The sequence below is a fragment of the Draconibacterium sp. IB214405 genome (genome assembly GCF_033963885.1).
Classification (GTDB): domain Bacteria; phylum Bacteroidota; class Bacteroidia; order Bacteroidales; family Prolixibacteraceae; genus Draconibacterium.
Genome location: NZ_JAXBMA010000005.1, coordinates 207822 through 230938, shown reverse-complemented (window position 1 = coordinate 230938; position 23117 = coordinate 207822). Strand labels below are relative to the sequence as shown.

General features: G+C 39.0%; 16 protein-coding genes. All 16 read left to right on the top strand.

The features are described 5' to 3' along the window. The first annotated feature begins 125 nt into the window (after window positions 1-125). The 16 genes from SLH46_RS18410 to SLH46_RS18335 all read left to right on the top strand — a co-directional run bounded on the left by SLH46_RS18410 (window position 126) and on the right by SLH46_RS18335 (window position 22978). On the top strand, window positions 126-641 hold the full coding sequence (locus SLH46_RS18410; protein WP_320282686.1) for a hypothetical protein: 516 nt from the start codon (window positions 126-128) through the stop codon (window positions 639-641). Window positions 642-645: 4 nt separating this feature from the next. After that, the gene (locus SLH46_RS18405; protein ID WP_320282685.1) at window positions 646-1542 is read left to right on the top strand and encodes a hypothetical protein; all 897 of its coding nucleotides are present in this window, start codon (window positions 646-648) and stop codon (window positions 1540-1542) included. Further along, on the top strand, window positions 1542-1922 hold the full coding sequence (locus SLH46_RS18400; protein ID WP_320282684.1) for a hypothetical protein: 381 nt from the start codon (window positions 1542-1544) through the stop codon (window positions 1920-1922). The genes SLH46_RS18405 and SLH46_RS18400 overlap by 1 nt, the downstream gene beginning before the upstream one ends. Then, window positions 1913-2443, top strand: a complete 531-nt coding sequence (locus SLH46_RS18395; RefSeq protein ID WP_320282683.1) for a terminase small subunit — start codon at window positions 1913-1915, stop codon at window positions 2441-2443. Before SLH46_RS18400 ends, SLH46_RS18395 begins: the two co-directional genes overlap by 10 nt. A 242-nt stretch (window positions 2444-2685) precedes the next feature. Then, the gene (locus tag SLH46_RS18390; protein WP_320282682.1) at window positions 2686-3297 is read left to right on the top strand and encodes an RNA polymerase sigma factor; all 612 of its coding nucleotides are present in this window, start codon (window positions 2686-2688) and stop codon (window positions 3295-3297) included. Window positions 3298-3431: 134 nt separating this feature from the next. Further along, on the top strand, window positions 3432-4667 hold the full coding sequence (locus SLH46_RS18385; RefSeq protein WP_320282681.1) for a FecR family protein: 1236 nt from the start codon (window positions 3432-3434) through the stop codon (window positions 4665-4667). A 145-nt stretch (window positions 4668-4812) separates the two neighbouring features. Then, window positions 4813-8121: a SusC/RagA family TonB-linked outer membrane protein gene (locus SLH46_RS18380; protein ID WP_320282680.1), complete on the top strand. Its 3309-nt coding sequence runs from the start codon at window positions 4813-4815 to the stop codon at window positions 8119-8121. A 27-nt stretch (window positions 8122-8148) separates the two neighbouring features. Then, window positions 8149-9699, top strand: coding sequence for a RagB/SusD family nutrient uptake outer membrane protein (locus SLH46_RS18375; RefSeq protein WP_320282679.1), 1551 nt, complete (start codon window positions 8149-8151; stop codon window positions 9697-9699). Window positions 9700-10019: 320 nt separating this feature from the next. Further along, window positions 10020-11726: a carboxylesterase/lipase family protein gene (locus tag SLH46_RS18370; RefSeq protein WP_320282678.1), complete on the top strand. Its 1707-nt coding sequence runs from the start codon at window positions 10020-10022 to the stop codon at window positions 11724-11726. Window positions 11727-11734: 8 nt separating this feature from the next. Beyond that, window positions 11735-13330 (top strand): carboxylesterase/lipase family protein, encoded by a 1596-nt coding sequence (locus tag SLH46_RS18365; RefSeq protein ID WP_320282677.1) that lies wholly within the window; start codon window positions 11735-11737, stop codon window positions 13328-13330. A 57-nt stretch (window positions 13331-13387) separates the two neighbouring features. Next, window positions 13388-14275 carry an alpha/beta hydrolase gene (locus tag SLH46_RS18360; RefSeq protein ID WP_320282676.1) on the top strand — a complete coding sequence of 296 codons (888 nt, stop codon included), beginning with the start codon at window positions 13388-13390 and terminating at the stop codon, window positions 14273-14275. 49 nt (window positions 14276-14324) lie between these two features. Then, the gene (locus SLH46_RS18355; RefSeq protein ID WP_320282675.1) at window positions 14325-16499 is read left to right on the top strand and encodes a hypothetical protein; all 2175 of its coding nucleotides are present in this window, start codon (window positions 14325-14327) and stop codon (window positions 16497-16499) included. A gap of 41 nt (window positions 16500-16540) precedes the next feature. Continuing rightward, window positions 16541-17215, top strand: coding sequence for a LamG-like jellyroll fold domain-containing protein (locus SLH46_RS18350; protein WP_320282674.1), 675 nt, complete (start codon window positions 16541-16543; stop codon window positions 17213-17215). A gap of 22 nt (window positions 17216-17237) precedes the next feature. Then, on the top strand, window positions 17238-21023 hold the full coding sequence (locus tag SLH46_RS18345; RefSeq protein WP_320282673.1) for a glycoside hydrolase family 2 TIM barrel-domain containing protein: 3786 nt from the start codon (window positions 17238-17240) through the stop codon (window positions 21021-21023). Window positions 21024-21228: 205 nt separating this feature from the next. Further along, the gene (locus tag SLH46_RS18340) at window positions 21229-21828 is read left to right on the top strand and encodes an RNA polymerase sigma factor (RefSeq protein WP_320282802.1); all 600 of its coding nucleotides are present in this window, start codon (window positions 21229-21231) and stop codon (window positions 21826-21828) included. A 109-nt stretch (window positions 21829-21937) separates the two neighbouring features. After that, window positions 21938-22978, top strand: coding sequence for a FecR family protein (locus tag SLH46_RS18335; RefSeq protein ID WP_320282672.1), 1041 nt, complete (start codon window positions 21938-21940; stop codon window positions 22976-22978). Window positions 22979-23117 lie beyond the last annotated feature (139 nt).

Genomic DNA, 23117 nt, shown 5'->3' with positions numbered 1-23117 from the left:
AAAGTTACAAAAAAGATTTGTGATGAGGTGTTAATAAAATCGAAGCCTTACTTTTTAGTCTCTAAAACAAAAATACATATTTTCGTAATGCGTTCCCCGCGCTTGGCGATGTCATAAAGTTAAATATGAGAAAACCGACATCGCAACAAAAATTAACCTCCAACCGTAGGCTTGTTGCTAGCGAAGCAAAGCAGAAACTAGATCCTGCTATCAAGTGCCTTAAAGAATCCATTCGTCATACGAACGAAGTAACCGACATTTTTAACGGTTACAAAGTATATGCCGGTACTTACGTTGATGGACGTGGAAGAACTTGGCAGCCTCAACTACATGGTCTACTTCCAAATAAATACTTCGAATTACTCGCTTATGTAGTTTTCAAAGGCGATTCGGTTAACGTGTTTTATCCAAATCATTTTCTTACCAATACAATTATGGAGGTAATTCACGAATTTATAGGCAATAATTCCCAAGATAAAGCCAGAATGACCTGGACCGAATACTTTTGTTTCGAACTCGATTTTGGCCGCAAATACAAGCCCGGAATGATTAAAGAAAAGCAGGAACCCTCTTCGATCTGTCTACTCCGTTACAACTGTACGACTTTTTTTAGTCAACATCAAGTCGATAATTTAAATTAATAATATGGAAGGTTGGATAAAACTATATCGCAAAATTGCCGAAAATCCCCTCTGGTTAATCAAGCCATTTTCGCGAGGACAAGCATGGATTGATCTCTTAATTTTGGCTAATCACAAACCCGGATTCTTTTATGTCCGCGATGTAAAAGTAAAGGTCGAACGTGGTCAGGTAGGTTGGAGTGAACCCAAACTTTCCGAGCGATGGGGATGGTCGCGCACAAAAGTTAGAAAGTTTTTAAAAGACCTTGCAGAAGAACAGCAGATTGTACTTGGCAAAAAGTCTGTAACACAAATAATTACAATCCTTAATTTCGACGAATGTCAGAAAAAAGAACAGCAGGAAATACACCAGCCAATACCGCAAGATGGACAGCAGCAAGACAGCAGCAGAACAGCAGCAGAACAGCAGCAAGACCCTAACAAGAATGATAAGAATATAAAGAATGATAAGAACTCTCTTTTTAGACAGAGATTTTTTTCAGTTTTAGAAATATTCTATTTCAAGAATTTTAAAAACCCTATTGCTGTTACAAATGCCTTCTTTAACCACTACGAAGGAGTAGGATGGAAAAATGCCCATGGCCTCGAAATTGAAAACGTGGAATCGGTTGCCGAAAATTGGGACAACAAAACCACCGAAGGAATAAATTGCCCCGAAAATTTACTGTTAAAATGGAAAGTAATGTTCGGAATTCTGAAGAACAATACCGAGCACTATAATAAATTCCTTCGTATTCGCCCGGCTAGAATCGAAAATGGGATCCTATTTGTTCGTGCAAAACAAAATGACATGAAACTCATTGAAGACGATAAAAAGCTTTTGGGAGTATGGAAAATTGCTCTGCTTAAATCATTCGGGAAAATAGATATTAAGTACGAAATTGATAAACAACTTGTATAATGAAATCAACAACACTAAAAATTGGCAACAAGGAAATTCCCATATCTGATCTATATTCTTTTATCACTTCCCGACTTAGTGAAGGAGAATTTGATGCAAATCAGACGAAAGCAGTTTTAGAGATGCTAAGTGATTTAGATTGGATTGAACCTGCAATTTGTGGTATTCCTCTATCTGGAAATTCTGAGATTTACCGAACGATATTAACAGAAATGAAAAAGGACATTTTACAGGTTCATTCGCTCGGGTGGTCTGCTATGTGTCATTTTTTTTCAGAGGTTGGAGTTAATACAAGAGAAATGGTCAATACTATTAATGCCAGTGAGAAATTAAGAATAGAAATAGAGTCATCAATCTTATATGAACTAATATGCAATTAACAGTAAAACAAGAAAATTTCGCACAACTAGTAGCAGCTGGAAGTACTTATGCTGCTGCCTACCAAGAAGCATACGACGTGAAAACAGCTTCTAAAAATAACATTTATGTCAAATCTTCCCAGTTAATGGATAGGGATAAGATAAGGATAAGGGTTGAGCATCTTCAAGAAGAAAGTTTAAGACGAAATCAGGTCAATCTTGATGAGGTTTTGACAGAGATGTCGCGATGGATCCGTTTTGATATTCGAGATTTGTTTAATTCGGACAATACTCTAAAAAATATTGACAAATTATCCGAAGATGTAAGAAAAAACGTTGCATCATTTGAAGTGCTAGAGTGTTATGAAGGTTCTGGGAAAAACAGAAAGTTAGTTGGATTCTTGAAGAAAGTGAAACTGCATGATAAAACAAAAGTAGCTGATATGTTTATGAAGAAATTTGGAGCGTATATAACAAAACTAAAAATGGAGGAAGAGGATTTAAGTCATCTTGAGGATTTATTAAATAGCATAAAATCTTAAGAAGATTCTACGGATCATGATGAAGCTTCTAAGTTTGTCAGGAAACTGTATCAATATTCTTCTAATATTAGCTATTAAATAGCCATAAAGGTATACTATATGACAATTCCCGCGGTTACTTGTACTTCTTTAAGCTAGTCGGATTTCTTATTTTTGTTATTAATGGTATTAACGATAGCGAATATAGTACTGAAATAAATTTCAAATTCTCCTTTCAATTTATTTATATTTGTCCAGTACTTATGAATATAAACGCAGATAAAGAATTATGGGAAGACTTCCTTAAAGGGGAAGATTATGCACTTTCTCATATTTATTATCAGCATGTACAGGGACTTTATCGATACGGTAAAAAGTTTACAAATGACGATGAATTGATAAAAGACACCATCCAGGATCTTTTTTTCGATTTGATTCGAACACGGAAAAATCTTCACGGTACAGATAATATTGGCTTCTATCTTATTGCATCCTTTCGTCGAAAACTGGCAACAAGTATTCGGAAAAGTAATGTGTTTTCTGACACCACAGATGAAGAATATTTTCAGGCAGAAATCGTTTATTCGGTAGAGAAGGAGTTGATTGAAAAAGAGGAGCTAACGGAAAGAGAACAACTTTTGCAAGCCGGATTTAACGAGTTAGCGCCAAAACAGCGTGAAATCCTATACTACCGCTATATATGTGAATTTTCGTATGATCAAATCTGTGAAATTACTTCCCTAAAATATGATTCAGCGAGAAAGCAAGTGTTCAGAGCTTTAAAGTCTCTACGTAAGGCAGTTGAAGGTAAGAGCAGTATTGTGTTTTTCCTGTCGTTTTACGCTAAAGAAATACTTTTTCCAAAAAAAAGTTAGCGAATACTGTCCACAAAATTTTCATCCACATCTTTCTATAATAAACAGAGGCAATTAATGTCTTTGTGACGAATAAGGAATTTCGCTTTTCCAGAAAGGAGATAATTCCGAATCAATAATGATCAAACTGAAAGATGGATAAAAAATACTTAAAATATGGTCTGGAAGATTTTCTCGAAGACAAACAATTTGTCGCTTGGATTTTAAAAGGCCATCAAAATGAGGAGTGGAGTACTTTCATTGCTAATCACCCCGAATTACAGAGCAAGGTTAATACAGCCAAAGAAATTGTTCTTTTACTAAAAGATAGATACGACATTCTTGACGAAGAAGAGGTGTTGTCGATGTGGCATAACATTGATCGATTTAATAAATCATACAAGAATAGAGCCCGTACAATTCATCTTCGTCGCACAATTACAATTGCTGCTTCAGTACTAATAGTTATCTCATTAGGGATTTTGGGATATTCCTATTTAAATAACCGGAATTTGGAGTATCAATTTGCATCTTCGGATATACCTAATAGTACCGAGAATGCTCGTTTGGTTCTATCTGATGGTGAAGAGATTGATCTTGAGAATGATAAGTCAACTATTTCTATCGATGACAAGGAGAAAATTACTATCAACGATGAAAGTGTGATTGATCTGTCGGAAAATGAGGAAAAGGACACCGACGACACTAAAATGAACGAAGTAATTGTTCCCTATGGCAAAAGCTCTGAGTTGTTGCTTGCAGATGGAACAAAAGTTTGGCTAAATGCCGGAAGTCGACTTGCATTCCCAACAAAATTTACAAAAAGTACAAGAGAAGTATATCTTGAAGGTGAAGCTTGTTTTAAGGTCACAAAAAATGAGTCGCAGCCATTTATTGTTAATGCCAACGATATAGGGGTAAAAGTACTGGGAACCTATTTTGATGTTTCTGCTTATCCCAATGATGAGCACATTGAAACCATTCTTGTAGAAGGAAGTGTAGTTGTAGGAAAAAAGACAGCATTTGGTATTAGTAAAAACAGTGTTGAGTTAAAACCTTATCAAAAGGCAACGTTTGATAAAGAAGAAAACGACATTGTAGTAGCTGAGGAACCTAATGCAGATGTTTACCTTGCCTGGACAGAAGGTTGGTTTGAGTTTTCACAACAAAATCTGGATAATGTTCTGACCAAATTAGAACGCTATTACAACGTAAAACTTGTTGTTCCGGAAGATTTCAACACAAATAGGAAAATTACCGGAAAACTTGATTTAAAAGATTCATTGGATGATGTATTAAAAGCTCTGTCAGATGTAGCAAAAATGGACTACCGAATTGATGGGAGTAAAGTATTTATTACGAATAAAATGGAGGAGATTCCTATGAAATAAAAAGAGAAAACCGGTTAGCGGGCAGGCTCTCCGGTTTTCAAACTAAATTAAATAAAGTATTTAATCTAAACGTTTCAAAATTATGAAAAAAAAGCGAACAGCGCTTTACTTCCCTAGAGGAAGTATGGCCAAAATTCTATTAAAGATGAAATTACTAACTATCCTGTTGCTTTCAGTCGTTGCTGTTTCTGCAGCAAACGATTCCTATTCGCAACAAACCAAATTTAATCTTGATCTTTCGGAAGTTAGTGTGAAACAGGTGTTTCTTGAAATTGAGAAAAGCAGTGAATTTATTTTACTGTATGATGAGAACACTGTTGACGTCAACAGAAAAGTGGATGTTCAGGTTGTTGACCAAACAGTAGAAAGTATCCTTGATCAGGTACTGAAAGGAACGAACAATTCTTATAAAATTTACGACAGACAGATAGTAATCTTAGAAGAAGAAAATACAAAAGTTCCTGAAATAGATGAAGAACCTTCCGAACTGAAGCCGCAAAAGTTGGTGAAGGGTACGGTAACTGATTCAAACGGAGAAACACTACCCGGAGTGACTGTGGTTGTAAAGGGAACGACCATTGGAACAACAACCGATATGGATGGAAATTATACGCTTGAAGTTCCGAGTGATGATGCTATACTTCAGTTCTCCTTTGTGGGAATGGAAACAATCGAGGTGCCTGTAAATGGACAAAGTACGGTTAATACAACTTTAGCACTTAGTAATATTGGACTAGAGGAAGTTGTTGCTGTAGGATATGGTACACAGAAGAAAAGTGATGTGGTTAGCTCGGTCGTATCTGTTGCAGTTGATGATGTGGTAAAAGTTGCCAGCTCGGATTTAGGTGAAATGCTTCGTGGTAAGGCTACTGGTGTTCAAATTACAACTGCCGATGCCAGTCCTGGAAGTAGTTCTTCAATTTTGATTAGAGGGAAAAGATCAATAAATGGAGGTAACGATCCTCTCGTAATAGTTGATGGAGTACAGGTAACAAACATCAATGAGGTAAATCCGAATGATGTTTCAAATATGGAGATACTTAAAGATGCTGCTGCCCAGGCTATCTATGGAGCCAGAGCGTCAAACGGAGTGATTTTAATTACTACAAAAAGAGGAAAGTCGGGAGAAACTCAGGTTAGCTATTCTGGGTATTTTGGTTTGCAAACTGTTCAAAAACATTTTGAAGCTTATAGTGGAGATGAATTTATCGCCTATAAAAGAGAGGCATTTCGCGCTAATGGAGGACCTGACGGAGATTTCTTGCCAGATGATCAGGTGTTTACAGCTGATGAACTAGAAACCATCTCAAGTGGTGATTATATTGATTGGGAGGATAAAGTGTTGCAACTTGCACCTATAACAAATCATAATGTCAGCATAACCGGTGGAACCGAAAAGACAAAGGTTTTTACAAGTATTGACTATTTTAGTCAGGAAGGAATTATTAAAGGAACCGATTATGATCGCGGAACTGTTCGTTTAAATGTTGATCAAACATTAACGAACTGGTTAAAAGCGGGGGTTAATTCTTCCTGGCAAATTTCTCAAAAGGAAAACCCTGGAACTAGCCATGCAACAAATGAACCTGCCGCTGCAATGTTGGTGAGAACAATTACAACATCACCATTAGGACAAGTTTACAATGATGATGGCTCTTTAAAACTTCATCCAAGTGATGTACAAGATAGCTGGAATCCATTGCTTGATTTACAGGAAATTACAAATGATACGAAGGAAAGCCGGACTATTATGAATGTCTTTCTGGACGTAACTCCATTTAATGGATTCAAGTATAGGTTGAATGCGAGTAGAAATGGATTAAATCGAAAGAATTACCTGTATAACTCATCAAAATCACTATCGGGCACATTAGCAGGTGGAGTTGGATTGGGATCGATTGATTATACTGACAATGCAAATTGGCAGCTGGAGAATATTTTAACTTATAAACCAAATTTAGGTGATGGTACGCATGCACTGGATCTTACATTTGTTCAGAGTTATTTGAAATCAAAATATTCTCGTTTTCTAAACGAAGCAACCAACATTCCAAGTGATGCGATCGGTATTTACTACCTCGCAGCCGGTGTAAATCAACCAAGTATTTTTGCTACAGAAAGAAACTTATTGTCTTATGTATTCCGGGCTCAATACAATTATGGTGGAAAATATTATTTATCAGCATCCATGAGGGCTGATGGATCTAGTGTTTTTGGAGACAATAATAAATGGGGATACTTTCCTGCAGTTGCAGCCGGATGGAATATAAACAACGAAGATTTTTTAATTGACAGCGAAACTATTAGCGTCCTGAAATTACGCGGTAGTTACGGAAGTGTTGGTAATGAAGGTATTCAACCTTATCAAAGTTTAAATACAGTTCTTCCTTACGATTATATTTTCGGTGGTTCCAAAACTGCCGGACTTTTACCTGGAGGAACTCTACCAAATCCCGATCTAAAATGGGAAACAACTACTTCGTTAAATATTGCACTTGATTATGGCTTGCTAAAAAATCGAGTAACAGGAACCATCGAATATTATAGGACCAGAACAAAAGATCTATTGGTGAACAGAGCAATTGAGCAGGTAACCGGATATTCGCGCAAAATTGTAAACCTTGGAGAGATAGAAAATAAAGGGCTTGAGTTTGCTCTAAACGGAGACGTAATTAGAAATTCAGACTTTACATTAAGTCTTGGAGCGATGTTTAATTTAAACAGAAACAAGATAATAAGTCTGTATGGCGAAGACAACGATGGAGATGGTATTGAAGATGATGATATTGCCAATCGTTGGTTCATTGGCCAACCGATAGATGTTTACTACGACTATAAGATGGTTGGTATTTTTAGCACTGCAGAGGAAGTAGCAGCATCAAACACTCCAAATGCTGAACCTGGAGATATTCAAGTTTGGGACAGGGATCCCAACGATGGAGTGTTGAATCCGGATGATAGAGTGATAACTGATCAGACACCAGACTGGTATGGTACATTTAACCTGGATATGACATACAAAGGACTTGATTTTTCAGCTAGTTTCTATACTGTTCAGGGAGTAACAAAGTTTAATACTTTCCTGGTTGATTACTGGACAGGTGGTAACCCAAGAGGTATTTTAAATGGTATTAAACAGGATTATTGGACTCCTGAACATACCGATGGAACTCGTCCAAGGCCGTTAGAAGCGACTGGAAGAAGATTTATGGATCAAGGTAATGTTACTGCTGGTTTGCAGGATGCTTCATTTATCAGACTCCAAAATGTGACAATCGGATATTCGTTACCCGATGCCGTTATCAGTAGGTTAGGTTTATCTAAAGTAAGAGTGTATTGCACTGGCCAGAACCTATTTACAATAACCGATTTTGAAGCCTATAGCCCGGAAAACGATGCACGTTCCTACCCGGAAACTGTTTCGGTAATCGGTGGACTTCAAATTGGGTTTTAATTAGTTAAAAATTAAAATTTTAGTAAAATGAAAGTAATTTTTAAAATATATACCCTATTAAGTATATTCCTTATCTTCTCATGTACTGATCAGCTAGATGAGACACCAATTGATGCGATAGATGCTGATTACATATATAGCTCTGAAGCCGGCCTTGAAGCCGGTGTTACCGGATTGTACAATAAAATGCGGGAATTAAATTACGACGAAGGTACAGGTTCTATATTTTCAAGTGTATTTTTCCGGATTGCTACCGACTTAGGTATAGGACGAGTAAACCTGGATCAATGCTATAATCCTAATAGATATAATGCTAATTGGCCCATGCAAAATTGGGGGCGATTGTATTATATTATTGACAGAAGCAATGCGATAATTGCTTACGCACCAGATATAGAAATGGATCAGACCAAGAAAGATATATTATTGGCTCAAGCCAGAGCAATTCGGGCTGAGGTATACATGCAATTGTATACAACTTATAATAATATCCTCTTTAAACCTGAGCCTACAACAATTGAGAACATAGATGAAATAGATTATACACCTGCAGATCCCGCTGATATTTGGGCATTAATAGACAGTGATCTTGATTTTGCCATATCAAAACTTGACTGGGAGGTTGAACCAGGGAGATATGGCCAAGGCGTTGCAAGACATTTAAGAGGAGTTAGTGCTTTGTGGCAGGAAGATTGGCAAGAGGCTGTTAATCAGTTTGATGCTATTGTTGAAAGTGGTATTTATCATCTCGTAGAAGTGGATGAAGTATTTACGGGAGATAAGAACCATGCGGAGTCACTTTATACCTACCAGGCAAGTCGCGCCTTAGGAGGTGGAAATGAACTTGCCGGTGGTGGACCTTCCGCTTTAGCAAGTATGTTCAATTGCCGCATTTACGAATTATCGAGTGGAGAAATGATCCCGGAAGTTAAGTATGGAGGATTAGCATTCGGATGGGCTTTCCCCAATGACTATTGCCAGTCTTTATACGATCGGGAAAATGATAAGCGATATACGACGTATTATTATGAACAAAATTATATTGTGAATAATCCAGACCACCCGAATTTTGGTCAACCTCTACCGGAATCCTCTATTGAAGATAATTTTAGGAGGTACCATTTTAGTCTGAAAAAGTTCCATGATCCAGACAAACCGGCAAGTTCGGATCAGAGTTACCAAAATTTTGTTCATTATCGATTTGCAGAAACCCTGCTTTTTGGAGCTGAAGCTCACTGGCATTTATCGGGAAGTAACACGGATACAAAAGCTTTAGAGTATATCAATATGGTTAGACGAAGAGCTTTTGGAGACAATAACCACGATTATACAACAATAGATTTGGATAGCTATCTTGAAGAACATGCACGTGAGATGGCTCTAGAATCTTCGCGTTGGTATGTGCTTAAAAGGCTTGGTGTGTTAGTAGAGAGAGTGAATCTTCATTTCCAGGGTGGTTCAAATTCTGGTAATGTTCACGGAGTTCAAATGGAAGATTATATGGTCAACTATCCTATTCCTCAATCTCAGTTGGATTTGATGAAAGGATTTCCACAAAATGACGGCTATACTCAATAGTTAGTTTGGTTAGAGTTAGGGAGGTATCTTCGAAAGAAGGTATCTTCCTTTCTTACTCTATACTATTTTTATGATCAATGTGATATTTTCTGATCAATAGCAAAATATCATTTAAAGTTAAGAATTATGACTCATTGCTTTTCGTTTAGAAGGGGTGAGTTTGAAATTTGATTCTTGACTATCTGTTTCCTGTACAAGGACTGCAAACTCGATATAACGAGATTAACTTTTCATTGTGTAGATCGGTTATTTTCTTTTTCAAATATTCTAAGAAAAACCTGAATCCTACTAACATAAATAAAATTTTATAACCTAAATCGATGCATAATAACAGAAGAAACTTTTTAAAAACCATAGGCTTGGGATCTGCCACACTTGGATTTGGAGGAATAACTTTGTCCTCCTGTTCTACTGAATCCGAACCAAAAGAGTCCTTACCGGAACAAACAGTTGAAGTATCAGAAAATGGAGCTATTGTTGAAACGAAATATGGGAAAGTAAGGGGTTACCGTAGAAACGGAATTTATACTTATAAAGGAATACCTTACGGAGATTCAACAACAGGAAAAAATAGATTTATGGCTCCTCTAGAGCCGGAGCCATGGACCGGTGTGCGAAATGCATTATACTGGGGAAATGCAGCTCCAGCTGAAGCTGGCTTAGGCTATCCGTTCGAGCCTAGTTTTGACCATTTTGATAATAGTTTTACCTACAACTGGGGCCATAAACGATTTGGAGAAGATTGCTTGTCTGTTAATGTGTGGACCCCGGAAATAAATGATAATACAAAGCGGCCGGTACTTGTTTGGTTCCACGGTGGTGGTTTTGCCGGAGGCTCTTCACACGAACTTGATGCCTATAATGGGGAAAACCTGAGTAACACTGGAGATGTAGTTGTAGTAACAATCAATCACCGCCTCAATATGTTTGGGTTCTTAAACCTTGGTGCCATCGGGGGCGAAAAATACAAAGATTCCGCTACTGCCGGAATGCAGGATTGTGTTGCATCCCTGAAATGGGTAAACGAGAATATCATAAATTTTGGAGGTGATCCTGGAAATGTGACCATCTTCGGCCAGTCGGGTGGTGGCGCTAAAGTAAGTATTCTAATGGCTATGCCAGAGGCAAAGGGGCTTTTCCATAAAGCCATGACTATAAGCGGTGCTGCTTTAAACGTTGCATCCTACGAAGCCCAGGCCGAATCTGCAAATGCCCTTCTTAAAGCTGCAGGAATCAGCCCTTCAAATATTGATAAGATACAGGAAATCCCTTGGCGTGAGCTTTATAAAATAAGTCTGGATTCAGGACTAGGAAGAGGTTTTGGAAGATTTGCGCCCTGTTTGGATAATTTGCACATACCTCAACATCCATTTGACCCAACAGCACCTGCTATATCAGCAGGTATTCCTATGATTATTGGCAATACCACCGGAGAACAGTCTCATAGTGGTAATGATCCTTCAATGGAGGACATCACTTTTGATGAGCTGAAAGACAAATTACGAAATTCAAAACAAGGAGGAATATTTGACAGAGGTATACCTTTTGGTAACAACAGAATCGATGAGCTGATAGATGCTTACGCTAAAGTATTCCCTGAGAAAAAGGCTGTTGCTATCTGGTCGATGTTGGGTGGCCGAAATGGTCAGCTAAAACAAGCAGAACTACAAACGGCAAATGGTGGAGCAGTTTACAACTATTGGTTTGACTGGGCTACACCGCTTTATGACGGGAGACCAAGAGCTTACCACAATACTGACATTGCATTCTGGTTCAACAATACGGACTTAATGGACACTATTACTGGTGGTGGTGCAAGACCACGAAGGTTGGCTGAGAAAATGAGTTTGGCGCTTACCAACTTTGCACGAACTGGTGATCCGAATCATCCGGGAATCCCGAACTGGCCAAAATATAATACTACCGATGGAGCGGTAATGATATGGAACGATACCTGCGAAGTAAAGAACGATCCTGACCGCGAAGCCAGGAACCTGGCAAACGAAATAAGAAACTCAAATGCTTAAATAAAACTATGAAACCAATAAATAGAAGATCTTTTCTCATTACCACACTTTCCGGAATCCCGGCAGTAATGTTGGCAGGAAACGGAATTATGAGCTTGCCATTGGCAGATGTTGAAACTGAAACCATTTACGGAAAAGTTAAAGGATATGACTTTGATGGTGTCAAGATTTTTCGAGGAGTTCCTTACGGGGATTCAACAGCCGGAGAAGCACGATTTTTACCACCGAAGAAACCACAAAGCTGGCCCGGAGTAAAAGATTGCACCTCCAATGGGCCACGTTGTATTCAGGGAGGGCGCAGCATTTTTGAGACTGACCGACTAGGCCCTTATTTTTCTGGAGGTCGTACCGATCGATTTGAGCTTAGCCAACAACCCAGTGGAGAAGATTGTCTGAATCTTAACGTTCTCACACCGGGTTTAAAAGGTAAACGCCCGGTAATGGTTTATATTCATGGTGGCGGGTTTCAGGATGGTGGCGGATTACTCGCTGTTTTTTCCGACCGGCATGTGAGGGAGCAGGATGTGGTACTTGTAGGTATTAGCCACCGTTTGAATGTATTTGGATACACCTATTTTGGAGGTATCGATAAAAAATATGAAGTTGGTAATCCCGGTCAACTGGATTTGGTTGCAGCCCTGGAATGGATTCGTGACAATATCGAAAATTTTGGAGGTGATCCTGATAATGTGATGATTTTTGGAGAATCAGGTGGTGGTGCAAAGATTTCCACTCTATTGGCGATGCCTGCAGCAAAAGGATTATTTCATAAAGCTGCTATTCAAAGCGGAAGTTTTGTTGGGAAAGCCACAGACATTGAAACTGCTACACAATCAGCCAGAGAGCTGATGTCGAAACTGGGAATGGATAACGTTGCCGATTTGCAGAAAATACCAGCAGAGGAATTATTTAAAATAAGCACTCAGAGTAGAATCAGAGTAGGACCTGTTGTAGATAATCATTCTTTACCGAGGGATCCATGGTATCCTGATTCTCCTGAGATTTCAGCTGATATTCCATTGTTGATTGGGAACGATAAAGATGAATCTTCGCTTTTTGCATTGAGTAACGAATCACTTTTCAATCTCGATGATGCAGGATTGCGAAGTGCATTGTTGAAAGCAAAGATCCCGGAAAACAAAGTGGATGATTTACTAAAACTTTACAAAAAGAACCACCCGGAAAATAGTCCGAGTGATTTGTATTTCCGTATTTCAACCGATCGTGGAGCCCGCTTCAATGCGGTTAAACAGGCCGAAATGCAATTATCAAGAGGTAAGGCAGAAGTCTTTATGTATTATTGCCAATACAATACTCCTCTGGAAGATGGCAAACTTAGATCATTTCATACCTGCGATCTTCCACTAATCATGCGACTAACTCTATTTCCAGAAACGGAACAACTATCACGTCAATTAAGTGCTGCCTGGGCTGCATTTGCCCGTAATGGTAATCCAAGCACCAAAAATCTTCCCTGGGCTTCGTATGATGTTGAGGACAGGGCTACTATGATTTTTGATGTCGACGAGAGTAAAGTTGTTAATGATCCGGATAAGGATATTCGAAAAATGCTGCTTGAAATGCCGTCTGGTTCATTATTGTAGTTGAAGTATTAAATGTAAACTATCAACAAGAAATTCAAACCATAAAAGAAACCATAAATGAAAAAAACACTCTTAATAATTTCCCTTCTGACTTTTCTATTCGGAAGCGTAAATGCACAGAAAGTTGTGCGCCTTTACGAGGGGAAAGCTCCAGGCTCAGAGGATTGGAACTATGCTGAAGTAGAATTTGCCAATCCCGGTACGGAAACAAAAATGATTCGCAATGTTGTTGATCCAACTCTTGAGGTATATGTGCCGGAAGAATCAATTTCTACTGGTACAGCAGTGGTAATTTGTCCCGGTGGGGGTAATGTCTGGCTTTCGTATGAAAGTGAAGGAACTGCGGTTGCTGAATGGCTCGCTAATAAAGGGATTACAGCATTTGTGCTCAAATATCGGTTGAATAAGACTCCCGAAGCTCCCGAAGAGTTCGATGATTTTTGGAACAACTTTGGAAAGCGGATAAAAGCAATGTCAAAGGAAAGTTCTTCAGAAAATAAACCGGTTGTAAATCCTCGTAACTATGGAGGGGAAGATGGTTTAAAAGCGGTTCAATATGTAAAAGAACATGCCGGTGAATACAATGTCGATCCTGAAAAAGTAGGGATAATGGGATTCTCTGCCGGAGCAGGAGTTACTACACATGTGATTCTTAACAGTGATCCGGAATATATGCCTGACTTTGCAGCACCTATATACGGAGGATGGTTAAGAGGGGAGAGTGTTCCTGAAAATGCTCCACCATTATTCATATTGTGTGCGGCTGACGATCGTATTGCAGCAGGAAGTCCCGATTTGTTCAAAGCATGGCTCGCTGCCGGTAAATCAGCAGAACTCCATATCTATTCCAAGGGCGGACATGGATTTGGAATGGATAAAAAGGGATTACCGGTGGATACCTGGATTGAAAGACTCCACGATTGGTTAACAGCTACCGGCTTCTAATAATCCCGAATTTCAAAAAAAATTATATCAACACATAGAAAAACTAATTATGACTATAAAACGATTTCAACTATTCATTATCACTCTCTTCATAATGACTGTGAGTTTTGCTCAGAGCAATAATGAGGGAAATTCATCTACTCCAATTGACAGACATGAATTGGTAACCCGTCACAACATTCGATGGGGTTGGGAAGAGCGTGGACAGATTCCAATGGGTAATGGCGAGTTTTGTTTTAACGTTGATGGAACGGGACTTCAAACCTTTGGCGGAAATACAATGTCGCACTGGGGATGGCACTCGTTTCCGCTTCCCGAGGGTGTAACTCCTGATGAGGTTCCAGAGACCGGATCTTTCATTAATGTGAAAAATGGAGAGCGCTATATCGGTGCAGATACTGTTCCTGCAGGTAAAGAATCAATCAGGAATTGGATGTATGATAATCCCCATATTATGAATCTTGGGCGATTACGGTTCGTAAGAGGTGACGGTTCGGAACTTACTGTTGAGGATATTACAAGCAATGGTAGCCGGAATCTTGATTTGTGGACCGGAACGCATAGTTCCCGATTTGTGGTAAGCGGTGATTGGGTAACCAAAGGCGATTGGGTGAATCCGTCAGAAGCAGCAGGCAGTGGTTTTCAGGTGATAGTTACTACCTATGTTAATCCGGAGACTGATCAGGTTTCAGTAAAAGTAGAGTCTGATTTGCTTGCCAGGGGGGTAATCAAAGTGGCACTTGATTTTCCTTATCCCACACTAAACAATGAAATTGATTGGGTAGGTGATTTTAAACGAACTGAGAATAATTTAACCACCTTAACACAAATCAGTAAAGTAAGAGCAGACTTTAAAAGACAAGTAGATGATTTTACTTATTACGTTGCGTTGAATTATACGGAAGGCGCTAAGGTAACTCCTTCAACTTATGACGGTGGTAAGGTTTGGTATCTTGAAGGAAATGGAGTATCAACCGTCGAATTTAGTACTACTTACTCACCGACACCTATAGGTGATGAGGTGCCAAATTTTGAGTCAACCAAAAAGGCAAACGCAGAATATTGGGAAAACTTCTGGATGAATGGCGGTGCTATTGATCTTTCTGAAAGTACCGATCCAAGGTGGTATGAATTGGAGCGTCGTATTGTTCTTTCGCAATGGGTAACTGCTGTACAGACAGCTGGAAGTTGGCCATCATCTGAAAGTGGACTTCGGAATATAGATCCCTGGCGTGGACAATTTCATTATGAAATAATCTGGTTTCACCAGGCTCATTATGGATTTTGGAATCGTTGGGAATTAACTGACGAAGCTGTACAGTCATATCAACGTTTTATCCCAACAGCACGTAAACGGGCACAACAATTCGGATTTAAGGGATTAGAATGGCCTAAATCGGCAAGTCCGTCAGGACGCAGTGCACCGTGGGAAGGCAATCAGTCTTTGTTATGGAAGCAGCCTCAACCGCTTCATTTTGCAGAACTGGACTACAAGATACACCCTACGACTGAAACACTTGATAAGTGGGCTGAAGTAGTATCAGGGACAGTAGAATATATGGTAGACTTTTTAACTCTTGACGAAGAAACCGGAATCTATCATATTGTCCTTAATCAGGGACGTGGAGAATGGGGAGCCAACATGGATAATCCTCAAGTTCTGGCTTTCTGGCATTGGGGAATTGAGCAAGGGCAAATCTGGCGTGAGCGGATGGGATTAGAACGTAATAAAGAGTGGGACGAAGCATTGGATAAACTGGCAAAATTTAAAATTGAAGACGGGATTTATGTTGGTGCTAATGGTCGACCATTGTGGTTGACAGGGATCCTTGGTTTGATGCCTCCTTCTAAAGCTATAACGCTCGAAACTGCAACACGCACTCAGGCTAAGATGAATGAACTGAGAGCAGCATCCCGTCATGGGGTTGAAAGTATCTCCGGTGGTGTTGGCTGGGGATCAGGAATGAGTGCAGTAGGCATGGCTAAAATGGGGGATCCTAAAGGTGCTGTAGAAGCGATGCTCGGTGGACTTGGAACCGGCTTTGATAAAGCTGGTATAAACCGTGGACTTGGTGGTGACTACTTACCTACAAATGGTGCTTTGTTATACGCCGTTGCTGTAATGGCTGCAGGCTGGGAAGGAGCACCGGATAGAAATGCACCCGGATTCCCTGATGACGGTTCCTGGGTTGTTAAGTGGGAAGGGCTTATACAAGCACCATAACAGGATAAGATTTAAAAGTGTAAAAACAATACAAAGTTTAGATGAGAAAAAATTCGATTTATCACATATCGCTGTTAACAGGCCTATTAATATTTTTCACATCCATACATAGTTTAGCGCAGATCAAAAAATCAGAGGTGGTTTATATCATCTCTGATTTAATTGACGCTAATGAAAATGTAACGGTTGTTGGTAATCCGATGGAAATTGATTCTCCGTATGGAAGTGCGGTTCACTTTGATGGTAAAGACGACGCTATTTTTATTGATGAAATGCCGTTAAAAGATCTAACTGAAATTACCATTGAAATGATTATCCGTTTCGACAGTGGAGGTAATCAGGAACAGCGCTACTTTCACACCGGTACGGTGAAAAAGGATCGTTTACTAATGGAGATGCGATCGAATGCTGATACCTGGTATTTAGATGGCATGTTCGAATCCAGAAAAAAATGGGTTGTGTTAATGTCTCCGGAATTGACTCATCCCCTGGACGAATGGTACCATATTGCCTTTACCGTTAAAGATGGAGAACAGGCCACGTTTGTTAACGGACAAAAGGAACTGGAAGGCGATGTCGATTTTGCATCCCTTAAAAAAGGAAAAACTTCCATTGGCGTTCGTCAGAACAAAATTTCCTGGTTTAAAGGAGCAATTTATAGCATCAGAATCACCGATAAAGTACTAAATCCCGATGAGTTTAATTTTTCCAAATAGAATGATTTTAACAATGTTGAAAATGAACGTGAACAAAATATTGATTCTTTTAGCCTGCACGTTTTGTGTTACTTCAGTATGGGCTCAAAAGGGAGATTTTTTAAATAACCTATCCTATTACATCGAGAATACTGAGGTATTTGAGCAGGGTCAGGAGGAAGGCAGAGCATTTCATATTCCGGAGCAAAATATTTTACTAAATGGTAGTTGGAAATTCTTTTACTGTGATGTGACTGAAGGTATCCCAACTGATTTCTTTAAAACAGAATTTGATGATTCAGGATGGGATCAAATTGATGTTCCATCCAACTGGGAAATGAAAGGTTATGGAGACCGAATGTTCCGAAATATCAGTTTGACCTATCAATACGGAAGAACAGAAGAGGAAAAAAAGTCAGCAGGCGAATTTGCAGTAATACCTCCGGAAGTACCGGATGAATACAATCCTACCGGAGCATATCGCAAGTCATTTGAGCTGCCATCTGATTGGCAAGGTGAGCAAGTATTTTTACATTTTGAAAAAGTTGCCTCAGCTTCTTTTGTCTGGGTGAACGGTAAAGAAGTTGGATATAACGAAGGTGCTCAAGAACCTTCGGAATACAATATCACATCTTATTTGAACCCTGGTAAAAACACGATTGCGGTTTTAGTGTTGAAGTTCTCAGATGGATACTATTTGGAAGGACAGGATTATTGGCGTTTGGCCGGTATTTTTGACGATGTTTGGGTGTATGCTTCACCACAGGTTCGTCTTTTTGATTGGCAGGTAATCACTGATTTTGATGAAAGTTATACTGACTCAAAACTGTCTCTCAATGTAGATGTGAAAAACTATGGCACGAATTTAACGGGTCATAAGTTGAATGCAACTTTGGAGAGAAACGGTCGGGAGATTTCCACCATTGAAAGTCCGAAATTCGATGTGAAAAACGGTAAGCAAACCATTAGTCTTTCAGAATTAGTTAAACAACCGGAAAAGTGGACTTCAGAAACTCCAAATCTATATGATTTGCGAATGGAGTTACTCAACAGCGAGGGCAATGTAGTTGATCAAATACAGACCAGAATTGGTTTCCAGAAAACAGAAATCATTGGGAACGTTTTTTACCTAAACGGTGTGCCGGTAAAACTGAACGGTACAAATACGCATATGCAGCATCCGGAAATGGGTCATGTTGTGGATGAAGCTACCATCCGTAAAGACATGGAACTGTTGAAGCAATTCAATTTTAACCTGGTTCGTATTTCACACTATCCTCCGGTCAACAGGTACCTGGAGCTGGCGGATGAATACGGTCTCTTTATTGTTGACGAGGTGGGTAATGAATGTCACGCCACTCAATATATGTCAGAATTGCCAGAGTATACTGAAATGTACAGGGATCGAACCCGAAAAGCGGTACTTCGTGATCGAAACCATCCAAGTATTCTGTTTTGGAGTGCCGGCAACGAAGCCGGAGAGGGAGAGAATATAACGGAGGTCGTAAAGGAAGGTAAAAGACTCGATCCTACACGATACTGGATGTATGGCGGAAATGATATGGTTCATCCTTCCGAAGATATAATTGGGCCACGTTATCCATCACCACTGCAGGAAGAAGTCAATCTTGGACTTGATACGACTGATAACAGGCCTTCATTTATGGATGAATATCTTTCTGTAACGGGTAATGGTGGTGGAGCACTTGATGAGTACTGGCGGGTTATTTACAGGCATCCGAGAATTATGGGTGGTGCAATATGGGATTTTGTTGGTAATGGTTTAACCGACTCGGTTCGTATTCTATCTGATAAATCACCGTTTGAAACACCAAGCTACGCAATGGGTAATTCAAAACTGGTAGAAGGAATAAACGGAAAATGTCTGAATCTGAACGGGCATGATGAATGGGTTGAAATATACAGAAGTGAGAATTTAGAAATTTCGGGAGATCAGTTGACCATTATGATGGATGTTTATCCCCGGTTGTTAAATCGTAGTTCCGGTAATTTCTTAACAAAAGGGAGCAACCAGTTTGGAGTGGTACAAAACGGAAAAAATACCCTGGACTTTTACATTTTTACAAACGAGAAACAGGTATTAAGTGCAGCACTTCCCGGAAATTGGGAAGGAAATTGGCATAACATTGTTGCTTCCTACGATGGAACCCAAATGAAGATTTTTATAGACGAGACAGAAGCCGCAAGTATGAAAGTGAGCGGGGAAATTAAAAATTTACCGTACCCTGTAAACGTCGGGAGAAACGCCGAATCTCAAACGCAGGATACGAAAGACTATACCTCTGATTCGAAGATTGATAATGTAAAGTTATTTGCTAAAGCTGTGGCACCAGGTAGCGATATGAAGCCATCCGATGCCATTTTATGGTTAGATTTTGAGAGAACAACAAACGGAGGAACATATTACAGCAATGGTATGGGTGCCCGAACCTATGGCAGTATATGGGCAGATCGCACCCCACAGCCGGAGATATGGCAGATGAAAAAATCGGCACAGCCAATTTCATTTAAATTATTGAACGGGGAAAAAGGAGTTGTTGAAGTTTGGAACCGAAGCAATTTTACAAATGCCTCTTATTGGGAAACAACCTGGACACTTACCGAAGATAATAAAGTACTTCAGGAAGGTAAATTAAACTTAGATATAAAACCCGGTCGACGAATGAAGCAGGTTATACCTTACACAAAACCTGAGATTATTGCCGGTAAAGAATACAGGCTCAATATAAGTTCATCCTTAGTAGATGATGAGACCTGGGCAGATAAAGGACATGAAGTATCATGGGACCAATTTGAATTATCAAGGTGGAACCTGCCGGAACCTCCAAAAGTCCCAACAGAAAAGGTGGCAACACTGTCAACCACAGGGGAATCACATATAGTTTCCGGCGAAGGATTTACTTATACCTTTGACAAAACAGCAGGAGAACTAAAATCCATGTTGATAAATGGAGACGAGATGCTTCAAGCTCCTGTAAAACTAAATGTTTGGCGGGCTCCGGTCAACAATCAAAATGACAGGTGGGCAGGCAGAAGTTTTAGCCAGACCTATTGGAAACCAGAATATGGAACTACCATGGCTACAGATTTATATTCTCAGGGAGTAGATGAGCTGAAGTTTGTTCCACTTGAAGTAAGAGCTGATGAGGCAGAAGGTATGGTATATATTTATGTACGCGAAGTTGCGCTCACCAGGCAGGATGATGATGTTTCAAGTCTTAATTTTCTTATTGAAGGAGGGGCAGCCGGAGCGATAAGCGGTTTTGAAAGTATCTATGAGTACAGGATTTATGGCGATGGCATTGTTGAGGTTAACCACGAGGTAATGCCACAGGGTAAAATGCCTCAGTTGCTGCCACGAATTGGAATTAGTTTGATGATGGATAATGAATATGACCAGGTGGAATGGTATGGCAGAGGTCCCCAGGAAAATTATCCTGATCGTAAAAGTGGGTACAGACTTGGTATTTACAATTCAACTGTAGATGAAATGTACGAGCCCTATTTGGTCCCGCAGGATTATGGCTTGAGAATGGACAATCGTTATTTAAAAATGACGAATGGAAAAGGAAAAGGTCTTATGTTTTCCATGGATCAGCATTTCAATTTTAATGTTCATGCGTTTACAACTGAAAACATCACAAGGGCGCTCTATGCATTTCAATTGAAAAAGGCAGACGGAATTACGATTAATCTGGATTATAAAACTACCGGCGTAGGTGATACCTCGCAACCGGTTTTAAATTCTTACCGCGTGTATCCGCATGCCTATTTGCGAAAATTTACAATAAAACCGATAGGATATTAAATAATAAGTAGTTGAGACAAGAAATCACTTGTCTGGAGAAGGTTCTTTGAAATATTAGAAGATTAGTAATTAGGACTAATTTACCGCTTAGGTTTATCGATTATAAAGTAGTAAATGCTCAAATACCGGTTTAGATACTGTTTAACATTTTTCAGGATTAGAATCCTGATATAAAAAATTGTTTTCTATCTTCACGTTGGAAGAAATGTCAAAACCAATAAACGATACTACACTGGATATTGAACTAGTCAAAAAGCTTCAAAAGGGTGATGTAGAGGCATTTGATAGACTTTTTAGTAACTACGGGAAACGATTATATCATTTTGCCTATGGTTATCTGAAATCAAAAGAAGATGCTGAAGGTGTAGTTCAAGAGGTTTTTCTCCGGGTTTGGAGAAATCGAAAACAGCTAAAATCGGACTTATCTTTTAAAGCATATCTATTCAAAATTGCTTACCATTACATACTCGAACTCTTTGAGCAAATAAACCGACGTAAGGCGTACCAACATCAAATTATTGATGAAACTGTCAGTTTTACTGACGACACCAATGAACGTCTGAACTACCAAATCCTTTTGGAGAAAGTGGAAACTCTTATTGGAAAGTTACCTTCCCGACAAAGAGAAGTACTTATAAAACGGAAAAAAGAGGGAATCCCGGTAAAAGAAATTGCAAAACAATTGAGAGTTTCTCCGAAAACCGTTGAGAACCACTTAACTGAAGCACTCAAGAACATAAAAAAAGGATTGGGCGAGGAAGATATTTCTGCGATGCTGTTTTTTTTACTTTTTGTAAAACCTTGATAGATAGCATTTTCTTTCAAATTTGTCAATTTTTTTTATTTTTCACTAGGGGAATATTTCATTTCTACCCTATATCTTTAATAGAACAATAAAACGAACATCAAACTTTATGGATTTCAATCCGGAAATACTGAAACGTTTCTTTAAAGGGAAGTATTCAAGAAAAGATTTTTTAGCTATAAAATCAATTTTTGAAAAACCTGAAAAACGTGAGGAGATAATTGATCTACTCCAAGATCATTGGTTTGATTATAACAATGAACCACTTCCTGAAGGGAATGTCAACCATGTTTTAGATAAAATTCATCATCAAATAAATCTTGAAAAAAGACGTGAAATCTTTACCGGTTTTATCGGTACTTTCCAGCGTATAGCAGCGATATTAATTATCCCGCTTATTCTTACTTTTTTGGTGGTATTTTATTATCAATCCAATAAACCAGTAGAAAGTGCACTTGCTGAAATTCAGTGTCCGATGGGTGTGCGTACTAAATTTATACTTCCTGATGGAACCACTGGTTTTCTAAATAGTGGATCAACATTGGAATACCCGGTATTATTTGCAAAAAACAGGAATGTTAAACTAAGTGGCGAGGCTTATTTTGAAGTAGCTCATGATAAGGCTCACCCATTTGTTGTTAAAACTTCGAATTTATCCACAAAAGTATTAGGTACACAGTTTAACGTAATTGCCTATGAAAATGAAAATAGGGAAGAGGTTGTTCTTCAAGAGGGGTCTGTGGAGGTATATTCCAATCAGGGCGACAAGCTGGAAACACTCCAGCCCGATCAAAAACTGGTTTTGAATACCGAAACAGGGCAACATAACAAAGACAATGTTGAAGCTTCACAATTTGTATCATGGACGGAAGGTAAACTGGTATTTAGAAATGAAAGTATGGAACTGGTGATCCAGCGACTGGCAAGGTGGTACAACGTTGAAATTGAAGTTGAAGATTCGGAATTGTTAAGTTATGCTTTCCGTGCAACATTTATCGACGAATCGTTGGATGAAGTATTAAAACTAATGGCGTTAACTGCACCAATAAAATACAGGGAAGAAAAACGCGAAACTACAAACGATGGAACTTATAATAAGAAGAAAATAATAATCAGTTTAGACCATAAACGAGAAGAATCTTTTAAATAGAAAAAGGAGAGTGTTACCAGCACTCTCCTAACTATCAAGCAGCGTGAATTAGTCCAATAATTATTAAACTACTTAATGTTTCAAACTTATGAAAAAAAAATGGATTCGAGACGCCATATACGTGTGTCTCAGAACTAAA